The 18,401-nt window shown below is 37.7% G+C and carries 23 protein-coding genes; 21 read left to right on the top strand and 2 right to left on the bottom strand.

Going from position 1 to position 18,401, the window contains the following annotated elements; all coding sequences use genetic code 11:
• The first annotated feature begins 133 nt into the window (after window positions 1-133).
• From BLS15_RS08485 to BLS15_RS08475, 3 genes are read left to right on the top strand one after another with little or no spacing between them, the layout of a single operon-like run.
• Window positions 134-712, top strand: a complete 579-nt coding sequence (locus BLS15_RS08485; RefSeq protein ID WP_090511170.1) for a TetR/AcrR family transcriptional regulator — start codon at window positions 134-136, stop codon at window positions 710-712.
• Window positions 709-1,221, top strand: a complete 513-nt coding sequence (locus BLS15_RS08480; RefSeq protein ID WP_036666467.1) for a hypothetical protein — start codon at window positions 709-711, stop codon at window positions 1,219-1,221. The genes BLS15_RS08485 and BLS15_RS08480 overlap by 4 nt, the downstream gene beginning before the upstream one ends.
• Window positions 1,221-1,859, top strand: coding sequence for an NADPH-dependent FMN reductase family protein (locus BLS15_RS08475; RefSeq protein ID WP_090511167.1), 639 nt, complete (start codon window positions 1,221-1,223; stop codon window positions 1,857-1,859). Before BLS15_RS08480 ends, BLS15_RS08475 begins: the two co-directional genes overlap by 1 nt.
• A 130-nt stretch (window positions 1,860-1,989) precedes the next feature.
• On the opposite strand, the gene BLS15_RS08470 is transcribed toward BLS15_RS08475, so the two are convergent.
• Entirely contained in the window at window positions 1,990-2,694 is a 705-nt protein-coding gene (locus tag BLS15_RS08470; protein WP_028531132.1) for an SMI1/KNR4 family protein, read from the bottom strand.
• Window positions 2,695-3,018: 324 nt separating this feature from the next.
• Here BLS15_RS08470 and BLS15_RS08465 point away from each other — a divergent pair, with 324 nt between their 5' ends.
• The 5 genes from BLS15_RS08465 (at window position 3,019) to BLS15_RS08445 (ending at window position 6,689) form a co-directional block, all read left to right on the top strand.
• Window positions 3,019-3,750, top strand: coding sequence for a hypothetical protein (locus BLS15_RS08465; protein ID WP_254777321.1), 732 nt, complete (start codon window positions 3,019-3,021; stop codon window positions 3,748-3,750).
• Window positions 3,751-4,265: 515 nt separating this feature from the next.
• Window positions 4,266-4,739 (top strand): DinB family protein, encoded by a 474-nt coding sequence (locus BLS15_RS08460; protein WP_028531131.1) that lies wholly within the window; start codon window positions 4,266-4,268, stop codon window positions 4,737-4,739.
• Between the two features lie 383 nt (window positions 4,740-5,122).
• Window positions 5,123-5,602, top strand: coding sequence for a DUF2975 domain-containing protein (locus BLS15_RS08455; RefSeq protein ID WP_028532215.1), 480 nt, complete (start codon window positions 5,123-5,125; stop codon window positions 5,600-5,602).
• Window positions 5,603-5,612: 10 nt separating this feature from the next.
• On the top strand, window positions 5,613-5,831 hold the full coding sequence (locus tag BLS15_RS08450) for a helix-turn-helix domain-containing protein (RefSeq protein WP_028532216.1): 219 nt from the start codon (window positions 5,613-5,615) through the stop codon (window positions 5,829-5,831).
• Window positions 5,832-6,194: 363 nt separating this feature from the next.
• Window positions 6,195-6,689 carry an SMI1/KNR4 family protein gene (locus BLS15_RS08445; RefSeq protein WP_302848146.1) on the top strand — a complete coding sequence of 165 codons (495 nt, stop codon included), beginning with the start codon at window positions 6,195-6,197 and terminating at the stop codon, window positions 6,687-6,689.
• 63 nt (window positions 6,690-6,752) lie between these two features.
• Here BLS15_RS08445 and BLS15_RS08440 read toward each other — a convergent pair whose 3' ends face one another.
• Entirely contained in the window at window positions 6,753-7,025 is a 273-nt protein-coding gene (locus tag BLS15_RS08440) for a hypothetical protein (protein WP_028532218.1), read from the bottom strand.
• Between the two features lie 218 nt (window positions 7,026-7,243).
• Between BLS15_RS08440 and BLS15_RS08435 the strand changes: the two genes are divergently transcribed.
• The 13 genes from BLS15_RS08435 to BLS15_RS08365 all read left to right on the top strand — a co-directional run bounded on the left by BLS15_RS08435 (window position 7,244) and on the right by BLS15_RS08365 (window position 18,254).
• Complete coding sequence (locus BLS15_RS08435) at window positions 7,244-7,678, top strand: GNAT family N-acetyltransferase (protein WP_090511164.1); 435 nt, start codon at window positions 7,244-7,246, stop codon at window positions 7,676-7,678.
• 75 nt (window positions 7,679-7,753) lie between these two features.
• The gene (locus tag BLS15_RS08430; protein WP_090511161.1) at window positions 7,754-8,176 is read left to right on the top strand and encodes a hypothetical protein; all 423 of its coding nucleotides are present in this window, start codon (window positions 7,754-7,756) and stop codon (window positions 8,174-8,176) included.
• A gap of 71 nt (window positions 8,177-8,247) precedes the next feature.
• Window positions 8,248-8,790, top strand: a complete 543-nt coding sequence (locus tag BLS15_RS08425; protein ID WP_090511158.1) for a GrpB family protein — start codon at window positions 8,248-8,250, stop codon at window positions 8,788-8,790.
• A 413-nt stretch (window positions 8,791-9,203) separates the two neighbouring features.
• Window positions 9,204-9,836, top strand: a complete 633-nt coding sequence (locus BLS15_RS08420) for a hypothetical protein (protein ID WP_028532221.1) — start codon at window positions 9,204-9,206, stop codon at window positions 9,834-9,836.
• Window positions 9,837-9,974: 138 nt separating this feature from the next.
• Window positions 9,975-10,829: an aminoglycoside phosphotransferase family protein gene (locus BLS15_RS08415; RefSeq protein ID WP_028532222.1), complete on the top strand. Its 855-nt coding sequence runs from the start codon at window positions 9,975-9,977 to the stop codon at window positions 10,827-10,829.
• A gap of 180 nt (window positions 10,830-11,009) precedes the next feature.
• Window positions 11,010-11,597 carry a histidine phosphatase family protein gene (locus BLS15_RS08410; protein ID WP_028532223.1) on the top strand — a complete coding sequence of 196 codons (588 nt, stop codon included), beginning with the start codon at window positions 11,010-11,012 and terminating at the stop codon, window positions 11,595-11,597.
• 230 nt (window positions 11,598-11,827) lie between these two features.
• Entirely contained in the window at window positions 11,828-12,736 is a 909-nt protein-coding gene (locus tag BLS15_RS08405; RefSeq protein WP_254777320.1) for a phosphotransferase family protein, read from the top strand.
• 259 nt (window positions 12,737-12,995) lie between these two features.
• The gene (locus tag BLS15_RS08400; protein WP_028532224.1) at window positions 12,996-13,496 is read left to right on the top strand and encodes a hypothetical protein; all 501 of its coding nucleotides are present in this window, start codon (window positions 12,996-12,998) and stop codon (window positions 13,494-13,496) included.
• A 610-nt stretch (window positions 13,497-14,106) separates the two neighbouring features.
• Window positions 14,107-14,484: a hypothetical protein gene (locus BLS15_RS08390; protein ID WP_028532226.1), complete on the top strand. Its 378-nt coding sequence runs from the start codon at window positions 14,107-14,109 to the stop codon at window positions 14,482-14,484.
• Between the two features lie 83 nt (window positions 14,485-14,567).
• A complete protein-coding gene (locus BLS15_RS08385; protein ID WP_231515095.1) occupies window positions 14,568-15,479 on the top strand; it encodes a serine hydrolase domain-containing protein in 912 nt (303 codons plus the stop codon).
• 39 nt (window positions 15,480-15,518) lie between these two features.
• Window positions 15,519-16,442: a DUF7638 domain-containing protein gene (locus BLS15_RS08380; protein ID WP_028532228.1), complete on the top strand. Its 924-nt coding sequence runs from the start codon at window positions 15,519-15,521 to the stop codon at window positions 16,440-16,442.
• Between the two features lie 55 nt (window positions 16,443-16,497).
• Window positions 16,498-17,037: an NUDIX hydrolase gene (locus BLS15_RS08375; protein ID WP_081819867.1), complete on the top strand. Its 540-nt coding sequence runs from the start codon at window positions 16,498-16,500 to the stop codon at window positions 17,035-17,037.
• A 749-nt stretch (window positions 17,038-17,786) separates the two neighbouring features.
• Entirely contained in the window at window positions 17,787-18,254 is a 468-nt protein-coding gene (locus BLS15_RS08365) for a VOC family protein (RefSeq protein ID WP_021254879.1), read from the top strand.
• Window positions 18,255-18,401 lie beyond the last annotated feature (147 nt).

Here is an 18,401-nt window from a genome sequence, read left to right as displayed (position 1 = left end):
GAATAGATGTACATTATCGGAAATTAATACGTGAGGAAGTGAAAGAGGGATTCGAAAGTTCAACTTGACACTGTAAAGATTGTTTATTATGATCTTTACAGTGTCAAGTTATATGAAAGGAAGTATATATCAAATGAAAGAAAAACCATATCATCACGGTGATTTGCGAAATAAACTTATCGAAGCTGGTATAGGGCTTATTAATGAAGATGGGTTAAAAGGTTTTTCCCTGCGTAAGGTCGCAGCGAAATGCAACGTCAGTCATGCCGCACCATACAGTCATTTTAAAGATATAGACGAGCTGATATATGCTATGGGCGAGCATGTAACGGAGCGATTTATGGATAAGATGCGTACATCAATTCGTGGACAGGAAAACAGTCTCGAAGCAACCTCGCTGCTAGGGCAGGCTTATATTTCTTTTTTTATTGAAAATCCGCAATATTTTCAGTTTCTTTTCTATCACTCAGGATTAACCATTGATTTGGACAATGATAACGCCAATGATTATCCGCCATTTGCTTTATTCAGGACAACGGCGTATCAAATGTTTCACAGCATAGGATTGCCAGAGGAAGCTTATTCCGAAAAATTGATTGTTCTTTGGTCAATGGTACACGGCATAGCCTCACTGCTTACCAATCAGGGTATCCGATATTCCGGGGACTGGATTCATGTTTTTATAAACAATTGTATTAAGGAGATAGAATGATGAAAATGATTATACATGATTTGAATCAACAAGAATTCATAGCGCTGTATGATAACCAAAATACACAAAATACAGACGTAACGGTTATATCAGATAATGGAACAATCCGTAAATGCATTGGTTGCTTCGGATGCTGGGTCAGAACACCGGGAGAATGCGTTATAAAGGATGGTTATGACAATATGGGCGAACTTCTTTCAAAATGCCATGAGCTGGTTATCATTAGTAAATGTGTTTATGGGAGCTACAGCCCCTTTGTGTGCAATATTGTGGATAGGAGCTTACCATATCTTCTGCCTTATTTTGCAATCAAAAATGGAGAAACCCATCACCGATTCCGGTATGATAACAAATTCACTCTATCGGTTCATTTTTATGGCAGTGACATAACCAACGCAGAAAAGGAAACCGCACAAGCTCTGGTTGCGGCGAATAGCGTGAACTTAAATTCCATAGGAAACAAGATGTATTTCCATAACAGCTTGCAAACAATCAAGGGGGTTATATAATGAGAATCGCTATGATAAATGGAAGCCCCAAGTTAGGAAAGAGCAATTCGGGCAGGATGCTCAAAGCACTTGAACCCTTAATAATTTCCGAGCATGAAATAACACACTATAACATGAATAAAAAACCGCTTACCGATAAGCAATACATCGAGCTTTGCCACATGGATACATTAATTTTTGCATTTCCTCTATACTTCGATGCAATACCGTCGCATTTATTAGGGATGCTGACTACTCTTGAAGGGTATATGAAAGCAGAACGGAAAAAGGAAATTTACGTTTATGCTCTTGTAAACAATGGATTTTATGAGGGGAAGCAAACTTGCATTGCTCTTGAAATCATCAAAAATTGGTGCATACGATCCGGCCTTCATTTTGGACAAGGAATCGGGCAAGGCGCTGGTGAAATGATGGGTTTTATCGAAAAGGTACCACTTGGCCAGGGCCCTTTAAAAAATCTAGGAAGGGCAATGGAGAGACTGGCAAAAAATATACATTCGCAGGGGAGTGATGATTCCTTGCTGTTCAGTCCAAATTTCCCACGCTTTGCCTGGCGATTTGCAGCGACACACTCTTTTTGGCATGCAAAAGCTAAAAAGAATGGTCTGAAGAAGAAAGATATTATGAAAAGGCTTTAAGAAAGCACTGTTCCCCCTGCGCTAATCAATTCGGAACAGCATTTCTATGTTTATGGATGTATCAGAAATCCAAATCGAAAAGACAAAGTGAAGACGTCAGCCTGTAGACGTGCTGACGTCTTGTGCGTGTCTATGAATTGCAATACTCAAACTCGTTGTCGAGCGCGTCGAAACTAATCTCCTGTTTTAACACCTGTTCTAATTCAACGTTTGAGATTAACCCTTCCAGTGGCAATTCGTGCCCAGTTGAGGTCGTTTCTATGTATTCAAAAACATCTCTAGCATATATTTCTTCCAACTTTTCAACTTGACTATGCTTCAAATACTTTCGGTGTGTTCTTAATAGGTTGGCAGAATTGACTTTTAAATCGCCACTTGCTGTATGGGAATACTTCATATTCGTTAAATCTTCAAGCAAGTCCCGAAAAATAAAATCCTGTAAATTTTTCGCCAAAACAACAGCGGTAATATCATCGTGATAAACCAACGTAACAGGTACATCCTCACCGTTTTGTCTATCAAATTGGAACACATACAAATCTCCGTTTTTTTGTCGACCAAATGGAACAAACTGAAACTCTGGTTTCGTCTGACGATAATCGTCAGGGTCTTTGAATGCTTCGATTTCTTCAACGATGCTGTTCCATTTCAGCAACTCAAAGTCAAAGCCGAAAAACAGCATAGGCGGGTTTTGGGCTAATTTGGCATAATACTTTGCGTTCCAATCCTGCCCATATTCTCCGCCCGAATCCAACATACCGTCTAAATACAACTGTCTATATAGTTTCGGGTACGTAAAATTGTACTTCTGTTCAATTTGCTCTAATTCGTTCATACTATCCTCCCAAAACCACGCTATTTGCTATCAGTATAGCAAACGCGAACTTGTTATTAAATACCACAGAAAAACATTGTGCCGATTGCATGGAAAGGAGCGCGACCGTGGCTATCAGCCATCACAGTATGAAAATCATCAGCCGCGGCAACGTTATCGGAAATTAAGTGGCGTTACCAAACGAAGTAATAATTGACGTTCAAGGAGTCTAAGGATTAATTTCTATTTCGAGTTCAGAGTCCCTTTGAATACTAAAGGAAGATCAACGCTCGCTGTGGGTTTTCGTTAGATTCAAATCGTCTTTCAAGTGAGATGGGGTTGAAAATGATGAAGGCAAATCAAGATCAGCGCATTCCCTATGCAGTTTTCGAGAATGAAACTCAATTACCTATACTGGATATTACTCATCCCCTTTTCAACGCAAGTATTGATGAACAGGCGTATCATTTGAACTGTCTCAAGTCAGCCCGGAGTATTGAATCATTAAAGAAGATGCCTCGCTTTATTCAGAACATATTTGTGAAAATGTCGAGTGTTGACAATTCATATCTTAGCGGTATGCGTACCCTGGTGTACAAACTTGGTCCCGAGTTAAGCGGGGGGATAAAATTAGGCTTCCGGGACAAATGGGCGGTGAAGCAAACCTCTTTCATGGGGCTGCGGATCAGGCTGAGGGATCTTTGCCGGCACCAATCGAAAATTTTGCAGCCCCAACTCAAACAATTCCCTGAACGGAACCTTTGCTTCTTCAATATCGCTGGAGGTGCGGCAACCGACAGTATCAACACTCTGATTCTAATTCAGGAATCGGATCCGGAATTACTCAAGGGACGGAAGATTGAAATCAACATATTAGATATCGATACCTACGGACCCAATTTCGCAAAACGATGCATCGATGTTCTGAAGCAGCCGGGGGAACGCTTCTATGGTCTGGACATTACCCTCAATATCATTCATTATGACTGGAGCCAACCAGGGGAACTGCTGAAGTTGAGTTTGGAACGAGCTGGATGGATTCAGTTCTGTTCATCGGAGGGCGGGCTATTTGAGTAAGGTTCGGATTCAGATATCATTGAGAATCTAAACCATTTGTTTACCACCTCCCCAGCAGATGCCCGGGTCACGGGTTCCTTAATTTTCGATCGGGCGCATGTAAATCCGGGATACCTTGGATTTACAGAGTTTATTGGCGTGCAAATCCGCTATCTTGGGCTGGAGGGATTGCAGCGAATTTTAACTAAAACCTCGTGGGTTTTGGAAGAATTCCATGAAATTGAATCGATCTATATTCTATTTTCATTGAGGAAAGCGTGACTCACGATTGGTGCATTCGCCCCTCGATCCGGTTGGCGGCTGAAGAGTTTCCGACTGGCAACTGAGATGCAGAGAAGCGAGAGCAGCTGGACACATCGATTATCCTAAGATAGAAGCGCTATCCAAGGGAGATTGATGTCATGAATACTGATACCAGTGCAAGTGCATAAAAGAAGATTTAGAATATAAAAGAGAACATACATTCTTGTGGTGTGGTATAATTTCCCTGGATGAATTTACAAAGGGGAAAGAAAATGAGACTACAATTAATTTCTGAATTAGATGAATTTGTATCGTTCGTAGAATCTTTAGATAACGTAAAGGATGAAATATGGTTTTCACCCCTTGGTGAAGGGAAATGGAGAATTCATGATGTTATTACCCATATCATGAAATGGGATGATTATTTTAATAACGTCACATTCCCAAATTTATTAAAAAGTAAATCTCCTGAATTAAGAGAACATCCGGACTATTTAGGATTTAATGAACAATCCATTATTTATGGAGAGGGGAGAAATAAGAAAGAAATCATCGAAGAAACAATTAAGAATCGCCAAATAATGATAAATAATTTAATGAAGCTGGAAGATAATCAATTTTCTGTAGTTTACCCGGGAGATCGGGGATTCACTATTGGAACATACTTAACAGAATTCTTTATATCTCATGAAAGCTACCATATGAAACAAATTCAAGATTTTTTGATGACTAAACAGACAATGTAAGATCTTATTGAGGTTGATCCGAATCGGTTTCGGAGAAATGGGGTCAGCTAGACAAACCTGTGCCTAACCACGTCGCGGCCTGTCACTCCCTTAAGACCAGTGAGGGTTCGTAGATAAAAGAACGTTATAGGAAATCGGCGCAACAAATAAAAAATCGAATTCATCTATCCTTAGTGGTTATTAAACTAACGGGCATCTAGTTGAACAAGTTGGAAATTTAACATTTTAAAGTAAGAGCATTTCTTTGTAGTGAGAAATGCTCTTTATTTTTGTAAAATTGCACAACAATAAAAATTCAATAAATATCAATATTTATTTATTGTAAAACGATATATTTAATAATAAAGTTACTATGTCATTAAATCAAGTGAGGTGCTTTTTTTTTGAAAAAAGTAGCGACGTTCTTTTTAAAGTTAGCTGTTATTCTTATTGGAATCCCCGTTCTTGCGTTTTGTATATTTTTGGCTCCTAAAATCGGAGTTTTTGCTGGGAAATTGTATCCAGATATTGCTTATCTAAAATCTCTCGTTTTAATTTTGTTGTATGGAGCGGCTGTGCCTTTTTACTTTGCTCTCTATCAGGCTTTTAACCTTTTGCGATACATTGACGAGAACACAGCGTTCTCGGATTTATCTATAAAGGCGTTAAAGAACATAAAGTGTTGTGCAATAACAATAAGTGGTTGGTACGTATTAGGTATGCCGCTCTTTCATTTTATAGGGGAGAAAGTTGACCCTCCTATCGGATTTGTGGGACTCATCATCATTTTTGGTTCGTTGGTTATCGCCATTTTTGCAGCTGTTCTCCAAAGACTTTTACAAGAAGCGATTAATATAAAATCAGAAAATGATTTGACGGTCTGAGGTGGAGGATATGGCAATTGTTGTTAATATTGATGTGATGTTAGCAAAACGAAAAATGAGTGTAACGGAGCTTTCAGAAAGGGTTGGAATTACTATAGCGAATATTTCCATTCTGAAGAACGGAAAAGCAAAAGCGGTTCGTTTTTCAACATTAGAAGCGATATGTAAGACTTTGGATTGTCAGCCAGGCGATATTTTGGAGTACAAAAGCGATAAGGACTCTCAATAAGAATATACAACAAATTTTTATTTAACTAACGGGCAGGATGTTAGGAATATCTTCAAAAATATAGTAAGGTGGAATAGCACCATCGCAATTCCAAGATGTGGTATGCTTTATTGAGGATTCATAAAGGCATCATTCTATTTATAAAAGGAGACTGCTGACAGTACACTTTAGAAAAAGAGCCTTTCGGCTCTTAAGGTAGAATGGATGTATTCGTGGAATAATAGATTGATTCCTTGCGAAGAATAATTATATTTGGAGGTAAGTAAGATGTCTCTAATAGATGAATTACATAAAACAATAGAGGGTTTATTAGCTGAGAAAGTTGTTGATGAGGATATTGAGTATTTCGAAGAGTACAAGTAGATAACAGGAGTAACAGATAAACAATTTGACGACTTTGAAAGAGATTTTAGCATTTCATTACCAACGGATTTTAAGGCGTTTTATAAAATTAAAGATGGTAGCGGCTATCCTCTTAATCTTTTGTATACTTCATATAAAGATAGTTGTATTCCATTTACATTGCTTTCCTTTGACGATATTAGAGATACCAAGAAATTTTTCTGCGATCGCGATAATTTAATGAGTGAGTATTACAGCGATAAGGAAATTAGTAAGCTTGATCCTCGTATTAAGCCATATTTATTTAACAAGCGTTGGTTTCCTTTTGCACAGGTTGTAGGAGGGTCATTGTATCTAATGTTAGACTTTGACCCGACAGAACATGGTACAGTTGGGCAAGTTATCTTTTATGTACATGACCCTGATTTTGTTTATTTTATAGCTCCAACATTTTCAGAACTTTTAGAAGATACTATTCAAAATCTTGAAGATGATTGGTATGAAGAATGCCTATGAAAAATAACCTCTGAGTCCGATCGGTGTCAAATACTTTATTTTCTGTTGACTGTAGCGCCCAACTTAAGGCGTGAGAGAAAAGAAATAAAATTCCCCTTTCTTGTTGATCTTGCCTACGATTGTAGGCTGTTTATCTTTCTTGAATGTATATTCATTCAATTTAACAGTAACTTTATATCCGGCCAAATTGACAATGAATATGGATTTAACTTTACCGCTTGCTGCAGAAATCGCTTGTTTTGGGGTATATTTAGGCTTGGCAAAGGATTTGGCAAAATCTTTGTCACTCTTCCAATCCGTATAAATCGTCTTTGATTTGATAATAGATAATTGCATTTTTCACTCGTTGTTTTTTCTTATCGTAACGAACAGTGAACCTTGCAGCAGGCTGGGACAACTCTCCTTTTGGGCATAACTTTGATTTCAAGTGTATGTAGGTGAAGTAGTGGAAAAATTTTGATTTCCGTGTAATTATGAAAGTGGATAACATCTTCTAGCAGCCGGAGGAGCGTATATTATCCAAGATTAAGATAATGAAGAAAAGGGGAGCATTTATGATAGCACTTAAGGAAATAGATCGAAGTAATTTTTTTGAAGTCATTAAATTGAGTGTCGCTGATGAACAAAGTGAGTTTGTAGCGACAAATTTGTTTTCGCTCGCACAGGCTAAGGCATTCCCAGAGTGTGTCTGCTTGGCTATTTATCATGATGAAGTTCTAGTGGGATTTACGATGTATTGTATAGATGAAGAAGATCATGAATATTGGATTTATCGGTTAATGATAGATACTAAGTATCAATCAAAAGGTTATGGGAAGGCTGCTATGGAACTGCTTATTGAAAGGATTAAAGAAGACAGACAGCATCGGGTTATATACATAAGCTTTGAACCAGAGAATGTTTGGGCAAAACAGCTATATGGAAAATTAGGATTTACAGAAGATGGCCGAGTAATAGATGGGGAAATCGTTTATAAACTGGAGTATTAAGCACAATCAAGAGATAGACAAAATAGGGTAGCAAGAGCGCAGTTTGAAACTGAAATAATTTTTATGGGTGATTTAATGAAGTATTCAAAATTCTACTTGGATCAATTTTTCAATTCGATAAATGAATATCAGTCAAAAGTTGAATTATTAATCTTAGCAAATTCATTTGTGCAAAAGACTGAGAACATTAGATGGGTTATGGCGTTAAACCAATTAATGAATTGGCAATCGATGTCTGAAAGATCTGGGGTTTGGACTTACTATGAAGTGTTAGAAATAGACTCGGCAAATGTGCTGATAAGTATTCTTCGAGAATACGATGAAAGAATTATTTTAGAGAATTATTGTAAAGGTATAGATAATTATCTTAATGAAGAGATAATGAACGAAGTTGATAATTGGATTGGATGTAATGAAACAGAAATCGATAGATTTATTGAACATATATTTCTAATGCATAGAGATTGGTTTTATAACTATTCGGCGGTCACTCCGTGATTCTAGGAAGATGGGGCGTCACGTTATCGGATATCTTCGTAAAGGCATATTAAAGGGGATGGCTATTTAAGATGAGTTCGAGACCAGTGATTATTGAAGATTATAATGATGCATGGCCTGTTATGTTTGATGAATTGAAAGATATATTAGAAAATAAATTAGGAGAGTTAGCTTTAACCATAGAGCATGTTGGAAGTACCTCTGTACCTGGCCTTTTAGCCAAACCAATTCTTGATATAGATATTGTAATAGACTCAATGACATTACTTCCTCAAGTAATTGGAAAGTTGAGTGAATTAGGTTACTTTCATGAGGGTAATTTAGGGGTAGAGAACAGGGAGGCTTTTGCAAGAACTGATGACATAGTTCCCTATAATGGAGAGATGAATCAAAAGCCGAAACATCATCTTTATGTTTGCAACAAGGAAAGTGAAGCATTAAAGAAGCACATAACATTTAGAGACATATTAAGACAACACCCGGATTTAGTAACCGCTTACTCATCTTTAAAGATAGAACTTGCAGAGAAATTTACGAATAACCGTACAGCATATACGGATGGGAAAACCCATTTTGTAAATACTGTTTTGGACGAATACAAGAGTATTTTGTAGGTGACTAAACCAGGAACTTCTCATAACACCGGGTTCACATATTGGGACCACTGTGCATTGGTTGTCAGATGTATAATCATGGAAGAGGCTCAGACAACAAACGACCCAGCCTAAGATAAGAGCTATCTAAGGCTGGGTCGTTTCGTGAATACAAGAACGTTTTACGCAATATTGCCAACTCATGTACATAACAAGGGAGCTAACTTGGTCAAGGTAGAACGGCTGACCTATTTGAATATAAACAAGACAAAATCATTAAAACACCAGTAGCCTATGAATTAACTTATTTAGACGTATTTAGCTCACAATCTTGCGAGGCAAAGTTAAGTCCGTCGGACTTGGATTTAAGCCTCTCGGCTTCGTAGATACAAGGACGATAGGCGAAGTATTTTTGAAGAAAGGAAAATCAATCGATGAATATTAGAGGCGTTATTCTTGAAGGATATTCAAACGCGGGTAAGACTTCGCTGCTCAAAGCGATAAAACAATCTCAAGCACTCGATGAATCAGCGGAGTTGAGTGTCGTAATACTTGGGGAGCATTACTCTCAGATTCTGAATAATGTTCAAGGCGAATTTGTTCGATTATCAAGGGGCCAGCATCTCGAACTTTTGCGAAATAGAGTTGGTATGCTAAAGAATCTTAATGATTGGGCAGTATATTTGGGGCCAGGGAAAAGAAAATCAAGAGGCCTTTTCTTTATTTTAGAACGGTTCCATCTAAATCACCGAGTCGCATTCTCGGATTCAGACGATGCAGAAATAACAAGTATAGAGCATGATTTAATCAAATTAGGAGCTAGGTGTTTATTGCTGACTATTTCCGACGAAATAGTCGAGGAAAGAATAAAAAGTAGAAACCCTGAGGTTTGGATGAACAAATCAAGGGAAGAAATCGATCTGGAATGTAAAGAATTGATTGATACGCAAAATAGTCTTAGGATTCAAGCGTACAAATCAATGGTACCGACAATTGAAATAAATACGGATAATAAAGAATGGGACAAGTATGCAGGATTAATCATGGAAGACAATGACTTCACCTAACAAAGTAGTCTCGAATACAAAGGAGAATAAATGAATGACGATCGTTGGTCTTCTTGGGACGATTCATAATGAAGAAATTAGTAACCGAGTGAATTGCACTTTAAGCCTATATAGGGACATAAGAAAGGATGATCTATCATGACAATCACATTGGGTAACAAGATTGGTGAAGGAGGCTGCTCTGAGGTTTTTGATATAGGGAACAATCAAATCATTAAACTTGCCAAGGAAAATACGAGTATTGAAGCTGCAAAGAGGGAATATCTCAATAATTCCATCGCCTGGGAATGTGGTCTCTCTGTGCCTCAACCTTTTGATTTAACAGAAGTGGATGGCAGACCAGGGATTATAGTTGAGCATATTATTGGTGAGACAATGATGGAACGTATTATTAAAAGTGCTATCAAGAACGATGAAATTATCCAGGATGATATTCGACTGACAGCCCAACAATTGTATAACGTACACAAAACTTTATTTGCCGGGCACGAATTACCGAATCAAAAAAACGTTATTAAATCGCACATTTTGAGTGTGAACTACTTAACAGCGCATGAGAAAGAAAGCGTAATCTCATTACTTGATTTTTTGCCAACCAGACAATGTATGTGTCATGGAGATCCGAATCCAGGAAATATAATGATTAAGAACGATGGGAAGGCTGTCTTGATAGACTGGAGTAATGCCACTGTTGGAAATCCTGAGGCTGATATAGCTGAATATATTCTTATGATTCGTTATGCGATTTTACCCCCTCATTTTCGTGAGGACATTAGACATGAATTTGAATTCATCCGAGAGAAATTAATTACTATTTTTATGGATGAATACACAAAATTATCAGGAATTGCTTATGATGAGGTTGTCCCATGGTTAACACCGATTGCTGCTAGGAAACTATCTGCTGATGCAATATCCGATTTGGAAAAAGAGAAGCTTCTTGAAGAGATTAGAAGGACTTTAATGGAGATAAAAGGGAAGCTCATTCAATAAAGATGCGACATAAGCTAGCACAGTATTCAAGCTGCTGAAGCCATATACCCTGCGGGGCTAAATGAAGAGGGGCCGGCAAAGTTTTGTCATCTAAACCTCATGGCTTCGTGAATACAATTACACGCTAGATGTAAGAACGGTAATAAAATGAAATATAAGATGATGAAAGGGGGAATAAGTATGACAACGTTAGGACTTATTAGACATGGGGTAACGGAATGGAATTATGAACATAGAGCTCAAGGCCAAACAGATATACCTTTAAATGATGAGGGACGCCAACAAGCTGAATTATTATCAAAGAGAATGAGTAACGAGGAATGGGATTATATTTATTCAAGTGATTTATCAAGAGCCCTTGAAACAGCTGAGATCATTGGGAAGATAAAAAATATTGAAGTAAAAACAGACCAACGATTAAGAGAAATGAATTGTGGACTTATAGAGGGCACTACAGAACAAGATCGAGTTAGTAGGTGGGGACACGGATGGTCCAAACTTGATCTTGGCATAGAATCAAAAGATGAAATCGTAACAAGAGGAATGCAGTGTCTTATGGACATTTCAGATAGACATCCTAACAAAAAAATATTGATAGTAAGTCATGGAGCATTAATTGGGCTGACTTTAAAGAAACTAATTCCGCATATTGATACAGAAGAACACCTTAATAATACTTCTGTTACCATTTTACATACGGGTCAAACTAGATGGGATTGTGAGCTATATAACTGTACGAAACACTTGAATATAGAACGTTACGAGTAGCAGTGCTCAATGAAAGAGGATACATCATATAACATTATATTCATGCAGCGGTTCTGTAGGCCCCTGAGCCTCCAGGAGGTAAGAAGCGAGGTGTTTGAGATTCTTTAAGCAGTACTTCGAATAATACTGGATCCGGGCAACTAAGTGACCAGGAGTGATACAAGGTGAAAGAAGAATGGGAAAGATCAAGTAAGAGTAGTATGCACATCGAATATGAGGCTCTAAATAGTATGATTAGCCAAGTTTTCAGAGGCAAGCGTCTCACCAAAGCTGAACGAACACAAACAGGACTTAGTAATGGTACCTATAAAGTGGAGATTGAAGGAACTACTACACCCTACTTTTTAAGGATCTTTGCTGGAGGTTCAGACGAAGCTTCAAAAGAAAAAGCAATCGCTGAGAGATTGCGCGGCGTCGTGCCAGTTGCCGATTATATATATCTGGATGTAAGCAGAAAGCTAATTGAATATGATTGGGCAATAATAGAGTGGAAAGAGGGAGTGTTACTGCGTGATCTTCTACATAGAGGAGATGAACGTCAGATTGCAAAAGTTGCGGAATCTGTCGGCAGTGTACTAGCTCGTATTCACTGTCATACATTTGAATGTCCAGGTTTTTTTGCAGGGGATCTTACCATCTCCACCCCATTTAACATGGATGAGAACGAATTTATCTCTTTTATTTCTGAAAGCTTGGATAGGGGGAAAACTGGGGAATGGCTGGGAGCGGAAGCAACGGAGAAGGTTCGATTATTCTGTGAGTCGCACCGTTCACTAATATCCGAAATTCATGAACCGCCAGTCCTCGTTCATTCGGACTTCAATGGTCTAAATCTTTTGGTGATTGAAAGGCCAGATGGGTTCGAAGTATCGGCGGTATTGGATTGGGAGTTCGCCTTCTCAGGAAGACGCTATGTTGATATCGGGAATATGCTTCGGTATGAACACGACAATTCCTTGTTCGAACGTCATTTTATAAAGGCATACCGGGGTTCAGGTGGATTCCTGCATGAGAATTGGGTTCTATTATCTAAGCTGGAGGATTTGATTGCCTTGTGTGATTTACTGAATCGTTCGACTTCGGAAATGCCGAACAGAATCGCGGATGTAAGGCAACTTATCATTAAGACTGTACAATAAAATTTGACTAGCGGAAACATGATAATAACTTCCCTAAAGGATTATACAACTTGTTTAAGGATGAATGAAAAGCCATTTGAAGAAAAACAGTTTAAAGACTTAGATTCAATAGCTCTTTTTATGCAGGCTATTAATGAATCGAACAAAATGAATGGAATTCTGGATTACATTAAAGCTTCCCAATACGGAACAAGGTTATGAAATCCCAGAGAACATAAGTAAAGATTTGAAAGACTTAATATACAAAAGGTGATGACAAGTGAGAAAAGCAACGGATGTAGAGGTTTCAAATCTGATTGAAATCTTTAGTGTATTGGAAGTTGAAGAAATTGAAAATCCAAATTCTTTATTTACAAACGTGGGGATTCTAGATGTGTACCCTAAATGCTTATCGATTGAAGATGCGGCCATGTTGATAGGCGCAGAACATAATGCTAGATATGAGCATAGATTTGTGGAGTTCTTTCAACGTTGTGTAGAAATGATTCCTGGATCAGTATATGTATTACAGCGTCCCATTTTTAGTGAACCAAAGCATTCTGAAAAAGCAATCTTCAGAATTGAAGAAAGTAATGATTTATTGAATATCCTTACTTTTATGACGAGAGAACAGTGTTTCTACAATATTTATTTTATTGAAGCCAAGACTGCAATTATAGGAAACTTTGATTTATCTTGGCCAATATACAGCAACTCAGATAATTATAATATATTCAATGAGGTAGCCAGAGATGTAAATTTATATATTAGAACTAGTTAAAGAGTTTATTACAGGAGGGTTTAGCAGCTCGTTTTATGAGAATATTACATGTTCATAAATTTAATATTATAGTACTACTCGTTTCAATGCTCGTATTATTATATGTAACTTATACTATTGTACCTTATGCCGATAATAATGGCTTTTTCAATGAGAATGAAATACCAAGAAATAAAGAAGTTTTTAAGTACGCAATATTATGTTACCCATTATTAATCAGCTATATTGTGTTTGTAATTCAGTTTTTTCGTAAGATTACATTCTTGATGAGTCTGAATTACCCCATAATCTTCGTTAATCTATATATTGGTCTGTTTCTTGGCTTACTAGTAATGGGTGGTGCAATATTATGGCTGATGGTATTTGCTTTTATTTTTGCACTGGTAGCACTATTCATACTTTTTGTATATGGCCTGTATAAAGATTATAAGTGCATTAAGAAATATAGAGATGAACTTAATAGATACAATTGAGGGAATCGACGATGTCTTATATAAGAGAACAGTGTAATCGTAGCCGTTCACAGCCTCTTGGCGCAGTGAATGCTTGAGAAGGTAACTGAAATTGTTGAAGATATAAGAATATTAATACCTGAACGAGGATGATGGATATGTTTATTGTCAAAGCATCGAACCAGCGGCATCAGTGGATATCAGGAATATTCAAAGAGGAACAAGAAGTTCTAAACTATATAGACTCGATACCAAATGATTTAAAAAACGATCAGATCATTATTGAGCTTCCGAATACGAATTATCCATTTTACATTATTGAAAAAGAGAATGAATTTGATTTCATAGAAGTAGAAGAGTTGTTACAGATGATTAATGGAATTGAGACAACAGAAGAAGAAAATAGAGTTTATTTCAATATTTTTGTAATAGAAACGGATTTTGTACCTAATAAGCCAGGGGCAGATTATATGGGGATAATTAAGCACGAACATGTTTTATTGGATGGTACAAGAGAAAGGGAAATGGTTTCTTAATACAAAGAGGTATCTTGTAAGTTGATAAGTGAATATGTGGAAGATCGAACCCTTCAAATTTGAAATAATTGGAGGTCATAGTTATGACAGCAGAAACATTAATTGATAACAAGTTTCTACCGTTAATTTCATATACAGAAGAAGCGGGGAAGAAGTTTGGATCTTCCGCTGCTTCGATAGTGATTATTCAGGACAACAAAGTGTTAACAGAATGGTATGCGGGACAGCATCATTTTAAGAAGGGAGCTCTCGTCGTATCATCTGATTCTATGTTTAACTTATATTCACTAAGAAAGACATATGTCGGACTTGCTACAGCAATCGCGGTTGTAGAGAGCAAGTTGTCCGTGGATTGTAAGGTTTCTGATGTGCTCACAAATACACCTGACTACGAGTTGGGCAGCACTACAATAAGAGATTTAGCAACCAAGTCAGGCGCTAAATATTTTGGGCCAAACCATATTGAGCGTGAGGAAGTAGCTTGCGACCTCATTAGAGAACTGACGGGATGTAATATTGCGGAACTGCTTACAGAACGTATATTCAAACCGATGGAGCTAACGGATACAGAATGGGTTTCGGTACCGAAAGAGAAATTAGTTTGTGATTTTCAAGCTGGAGACGGCTATGCGTCCGTTCGAATTGAGTCCAATGAGGGTCATGAAAGAAATCTGTATTCAAGTGCGAGAGACCTGGCACAGTGGGGAAATTTACATCTCAATAGAGGTTTCATCAATCATAGTCAGTTAATACCTGCTGATGTATTCACGCTCATTGAACAATTGCGGATGGATACGGAGGATAAGAAGCGTATTTTTGGATGGTACTATCAGGATAAGTGGTATTATGCATCGGGTGCAGCAGGTTGCCACTGTGTAGTTGTGCCAGAGTTTCAAGCGGTAGCGGTTCGAATGTTCAATAAATATACGGAGGACTACACGGAAGATCAGAATTCTTTTAATGAAATATTCTATAATTGCCTTCAAGGAGTCTAAACGAAAGTGAAACAATAAATGGTCGAGGGTGTGAATCATATGCAGAAAATACGGAGAACAAAAGTAGTAGAAGGTGTTACAGTTCCCGGGATCATAAATAATGGTGGTTCTTATTTTTATATTAATGTTGATGTGTATGAGGATGGGATGTCAAATTGCTGGGAACTTGTAGATTTGAATGGGCTTCAAGAAAAACTTCGTTCTGATTGGTTAACTCCAACAATCCCAGATCAGGAAGAACTCTCTATACATGGTCTAGGAATGTATATCGTTCAAGAAGCCGAATGGAAATTTGATAAGCCCGCATACTACAAGCACATAGAAAGCAAAATTAGAACGATTAATCCTAACTTCGAAAATATCTATGAAATCACTTCTTGGCAAAAACAATTGGCGGAGAAACGACGAATTACGTATTCGCCTACAGCTATTAATTATTATGTTGTTCGTGAAATGTTCTATGAAACAATAACTGGCGATGAGTTCTCTATCTTTATGAAGTATGAAGATAATAATTATTTGGTAAATCTGGTTGTTTACGAGAATGGGGCAGTGGTTTGCTATTTCCAGGGAAATGAAATGACTTATCGTTTAGAGGAGATTGCTGAACTTTTTAAAAATGGCACCTTCTTCACTGACTTTAATGAACCAACAACAATCATTTTATCTGATTTAGGTGAAGTAACGTTCTCACAAGCCATCTATCCAACAAATATCGAGGATAAATATACCGAGCTGATCGATATGTATAAAAAATGTAAAGGCGAGAAGACGTCTTTAGAAGAGTGCAGAGAAGCATATTATCAATATCTAGAGGATCCGATTGAGTTTTACCGCGAAAATTTAAAAGTAAAATATGAGCTTGTACCAGAGCATGAGAGAATGTTCTTAGGTGATATGGACAGTAAGGATTGGGATTATCGGAGAATCATCTACAGACCCGATGAGAAGCGTGAAGTGTAATTAATTTAAACCGGTACAAGCTATCGAAAAACTGCAAGTGAATCATACGAAGAGTATGAAAGAGTACATTTGTAGGGAGTTTATGCCTGAGAATGAGAAACTCGTATTCCTTCCTTCTGGATGGTTTTTGAGCAAAGCGGTAGGAAAATACAATCATCTAAATAAGGCGCTGAGTGATATGGATAAAGCATATGGAGGAATTGTATTTAATACAGAAGGTAAAGTGCTCATGCGGAGCCCGAAGAATCATTGGGGTGGATATGTATGGACATTTGCAAAGGGAGGCCCGGATGTAGAAGATATGACTCCCGAAGAAACAGCAAGAAGAGAGGTGCAAGAAGAAACGGGGTATGCATGTAAGATTATAGCTTCAGTTCCTGGGGAATATGAATCGGATACGTGTAGGACAATATATTTCATGATGGAACCAACAGGCATGGTGACGGAGCATGATGCTGAGACTCAAGAGGTACGCTGGGTTGATGTAGAAGAAGCATTTGAGATGATTCATCTGACAAAATCCATAAAAGGAAGAAACAGAGATAGAGGTGCTTTAGAAAGTGCAATAAGGGTGAGAGATGCTTTGAAAGGGTAAAGGAATTTTGTATCGTGATTCCCTATGACTACGCGTTTGGGTCTACCCTCCTTTGGATTAAGGATGTATAATCATGGAAGCAGCGCAGGGAAACAGCGCCCCAGCCTAAGATAAAAGCTATCTAGGGTTGGGGCGTTTCGCAAATTCAACCGTTTTATGAATGTATTGCTCCATAATGAATGCCCCGACTGTATAAAGCGTAGTGATTTCACTATAGGGCATTCAGTTTGACAGGAGTGAATGTTATTAATATTGGGGAATATTGGACCAGGGATCTAATCAGCAAGGATATTTTACGAAGCCACACAGCAGTGTGTTTCTTTAAGCTTCTTGGGTTGATGGTTACACTCATTAGGAAAAAACGGCAATTAAGAAACCAAAGAAAGACGGTAATGTTATGGCATTCTGTATTGAATTCAAATTACTTGAAATGAATGATAACAAAGCCATCTATGTATACGGGGATTGTTCAGAGAATTTTGAGGGGATATTTGAATTAGAGTTAGAAAAGTTATTCACTGGTGAGATTTCTAGTGATACGAGCATGACGCAAGTAGTGAAAGTAATTCGACCCTGTCTAAGTGATGGAGCTTATCAGCATAAAGCAAACAGGGCATTTAGTAAGATCTATAAGCATTTTAAAAAGACAGGAACCTATTTAATAGAAGGTGGCTATTATGCATAGCATAGAAGTAGGAAATTACTAATTTCACAAATTAGTACATCATAAGCCTAAGGAGATCATCATTATGATTCAGAACTTATATGAGACACATTTACAAGTGAAGAACCTGGATAAATCGATTGAATTCTATAAGAATCTAGGTCTTGAACTATCTTTACTCGATGGAGAAAGAAGAGTTGCCTTTTTTTATATTGGGAAGGATCGACAATTGCTTGGGCTTTGGGAAGTTCCGGAGATTAATGAGGTACAAAGAAGACATTTTGCATTCGGAACAGATGTGGAGTTATTAACAACAGCAATTGATTGGTTAAAGGAAAAAGGGATAGAGCCGATTCAAGCTCTTGGCAAAGAGCCAACGGAACCGATCGTACATACATGGATGCCAGCGGCAGCCATTTATTTTAATGATCCTGATCATAATGAACTTGAACTGATTGCATGGCTGCCAGATCAGCCTCAAGATATCGGATATGTGCCTTATTTAAGTAAATGGAATGAAATCGTGAAAGCAAGCAAGAGTAGTGGGAACTAGCTGTAATACAATAAATCCCGTAAGTATCATTCGAAGACGTCTTGTGAACAAAAGGGGAAAGTGATGAAAGATAAAATAGGAGCCGCTCGTAAAACGATCATCACTCTTAATTCTATTACATTGCTTACTCTTTTAAGTTCGACCTAC

The sequence above is a fragment of the Paenibacillus sp. cl6col genome (assembly GCF_900102125.1).
GTDB lineage: Bacteria > Bacillota > Bacilli > Paenibacillales > Paenibacillaceae > Paenibacillus_B > Paenibacillus_B suaedae.
This window is presented reverse-complemented; position numbering and strand designations above follow the sequence as displayed.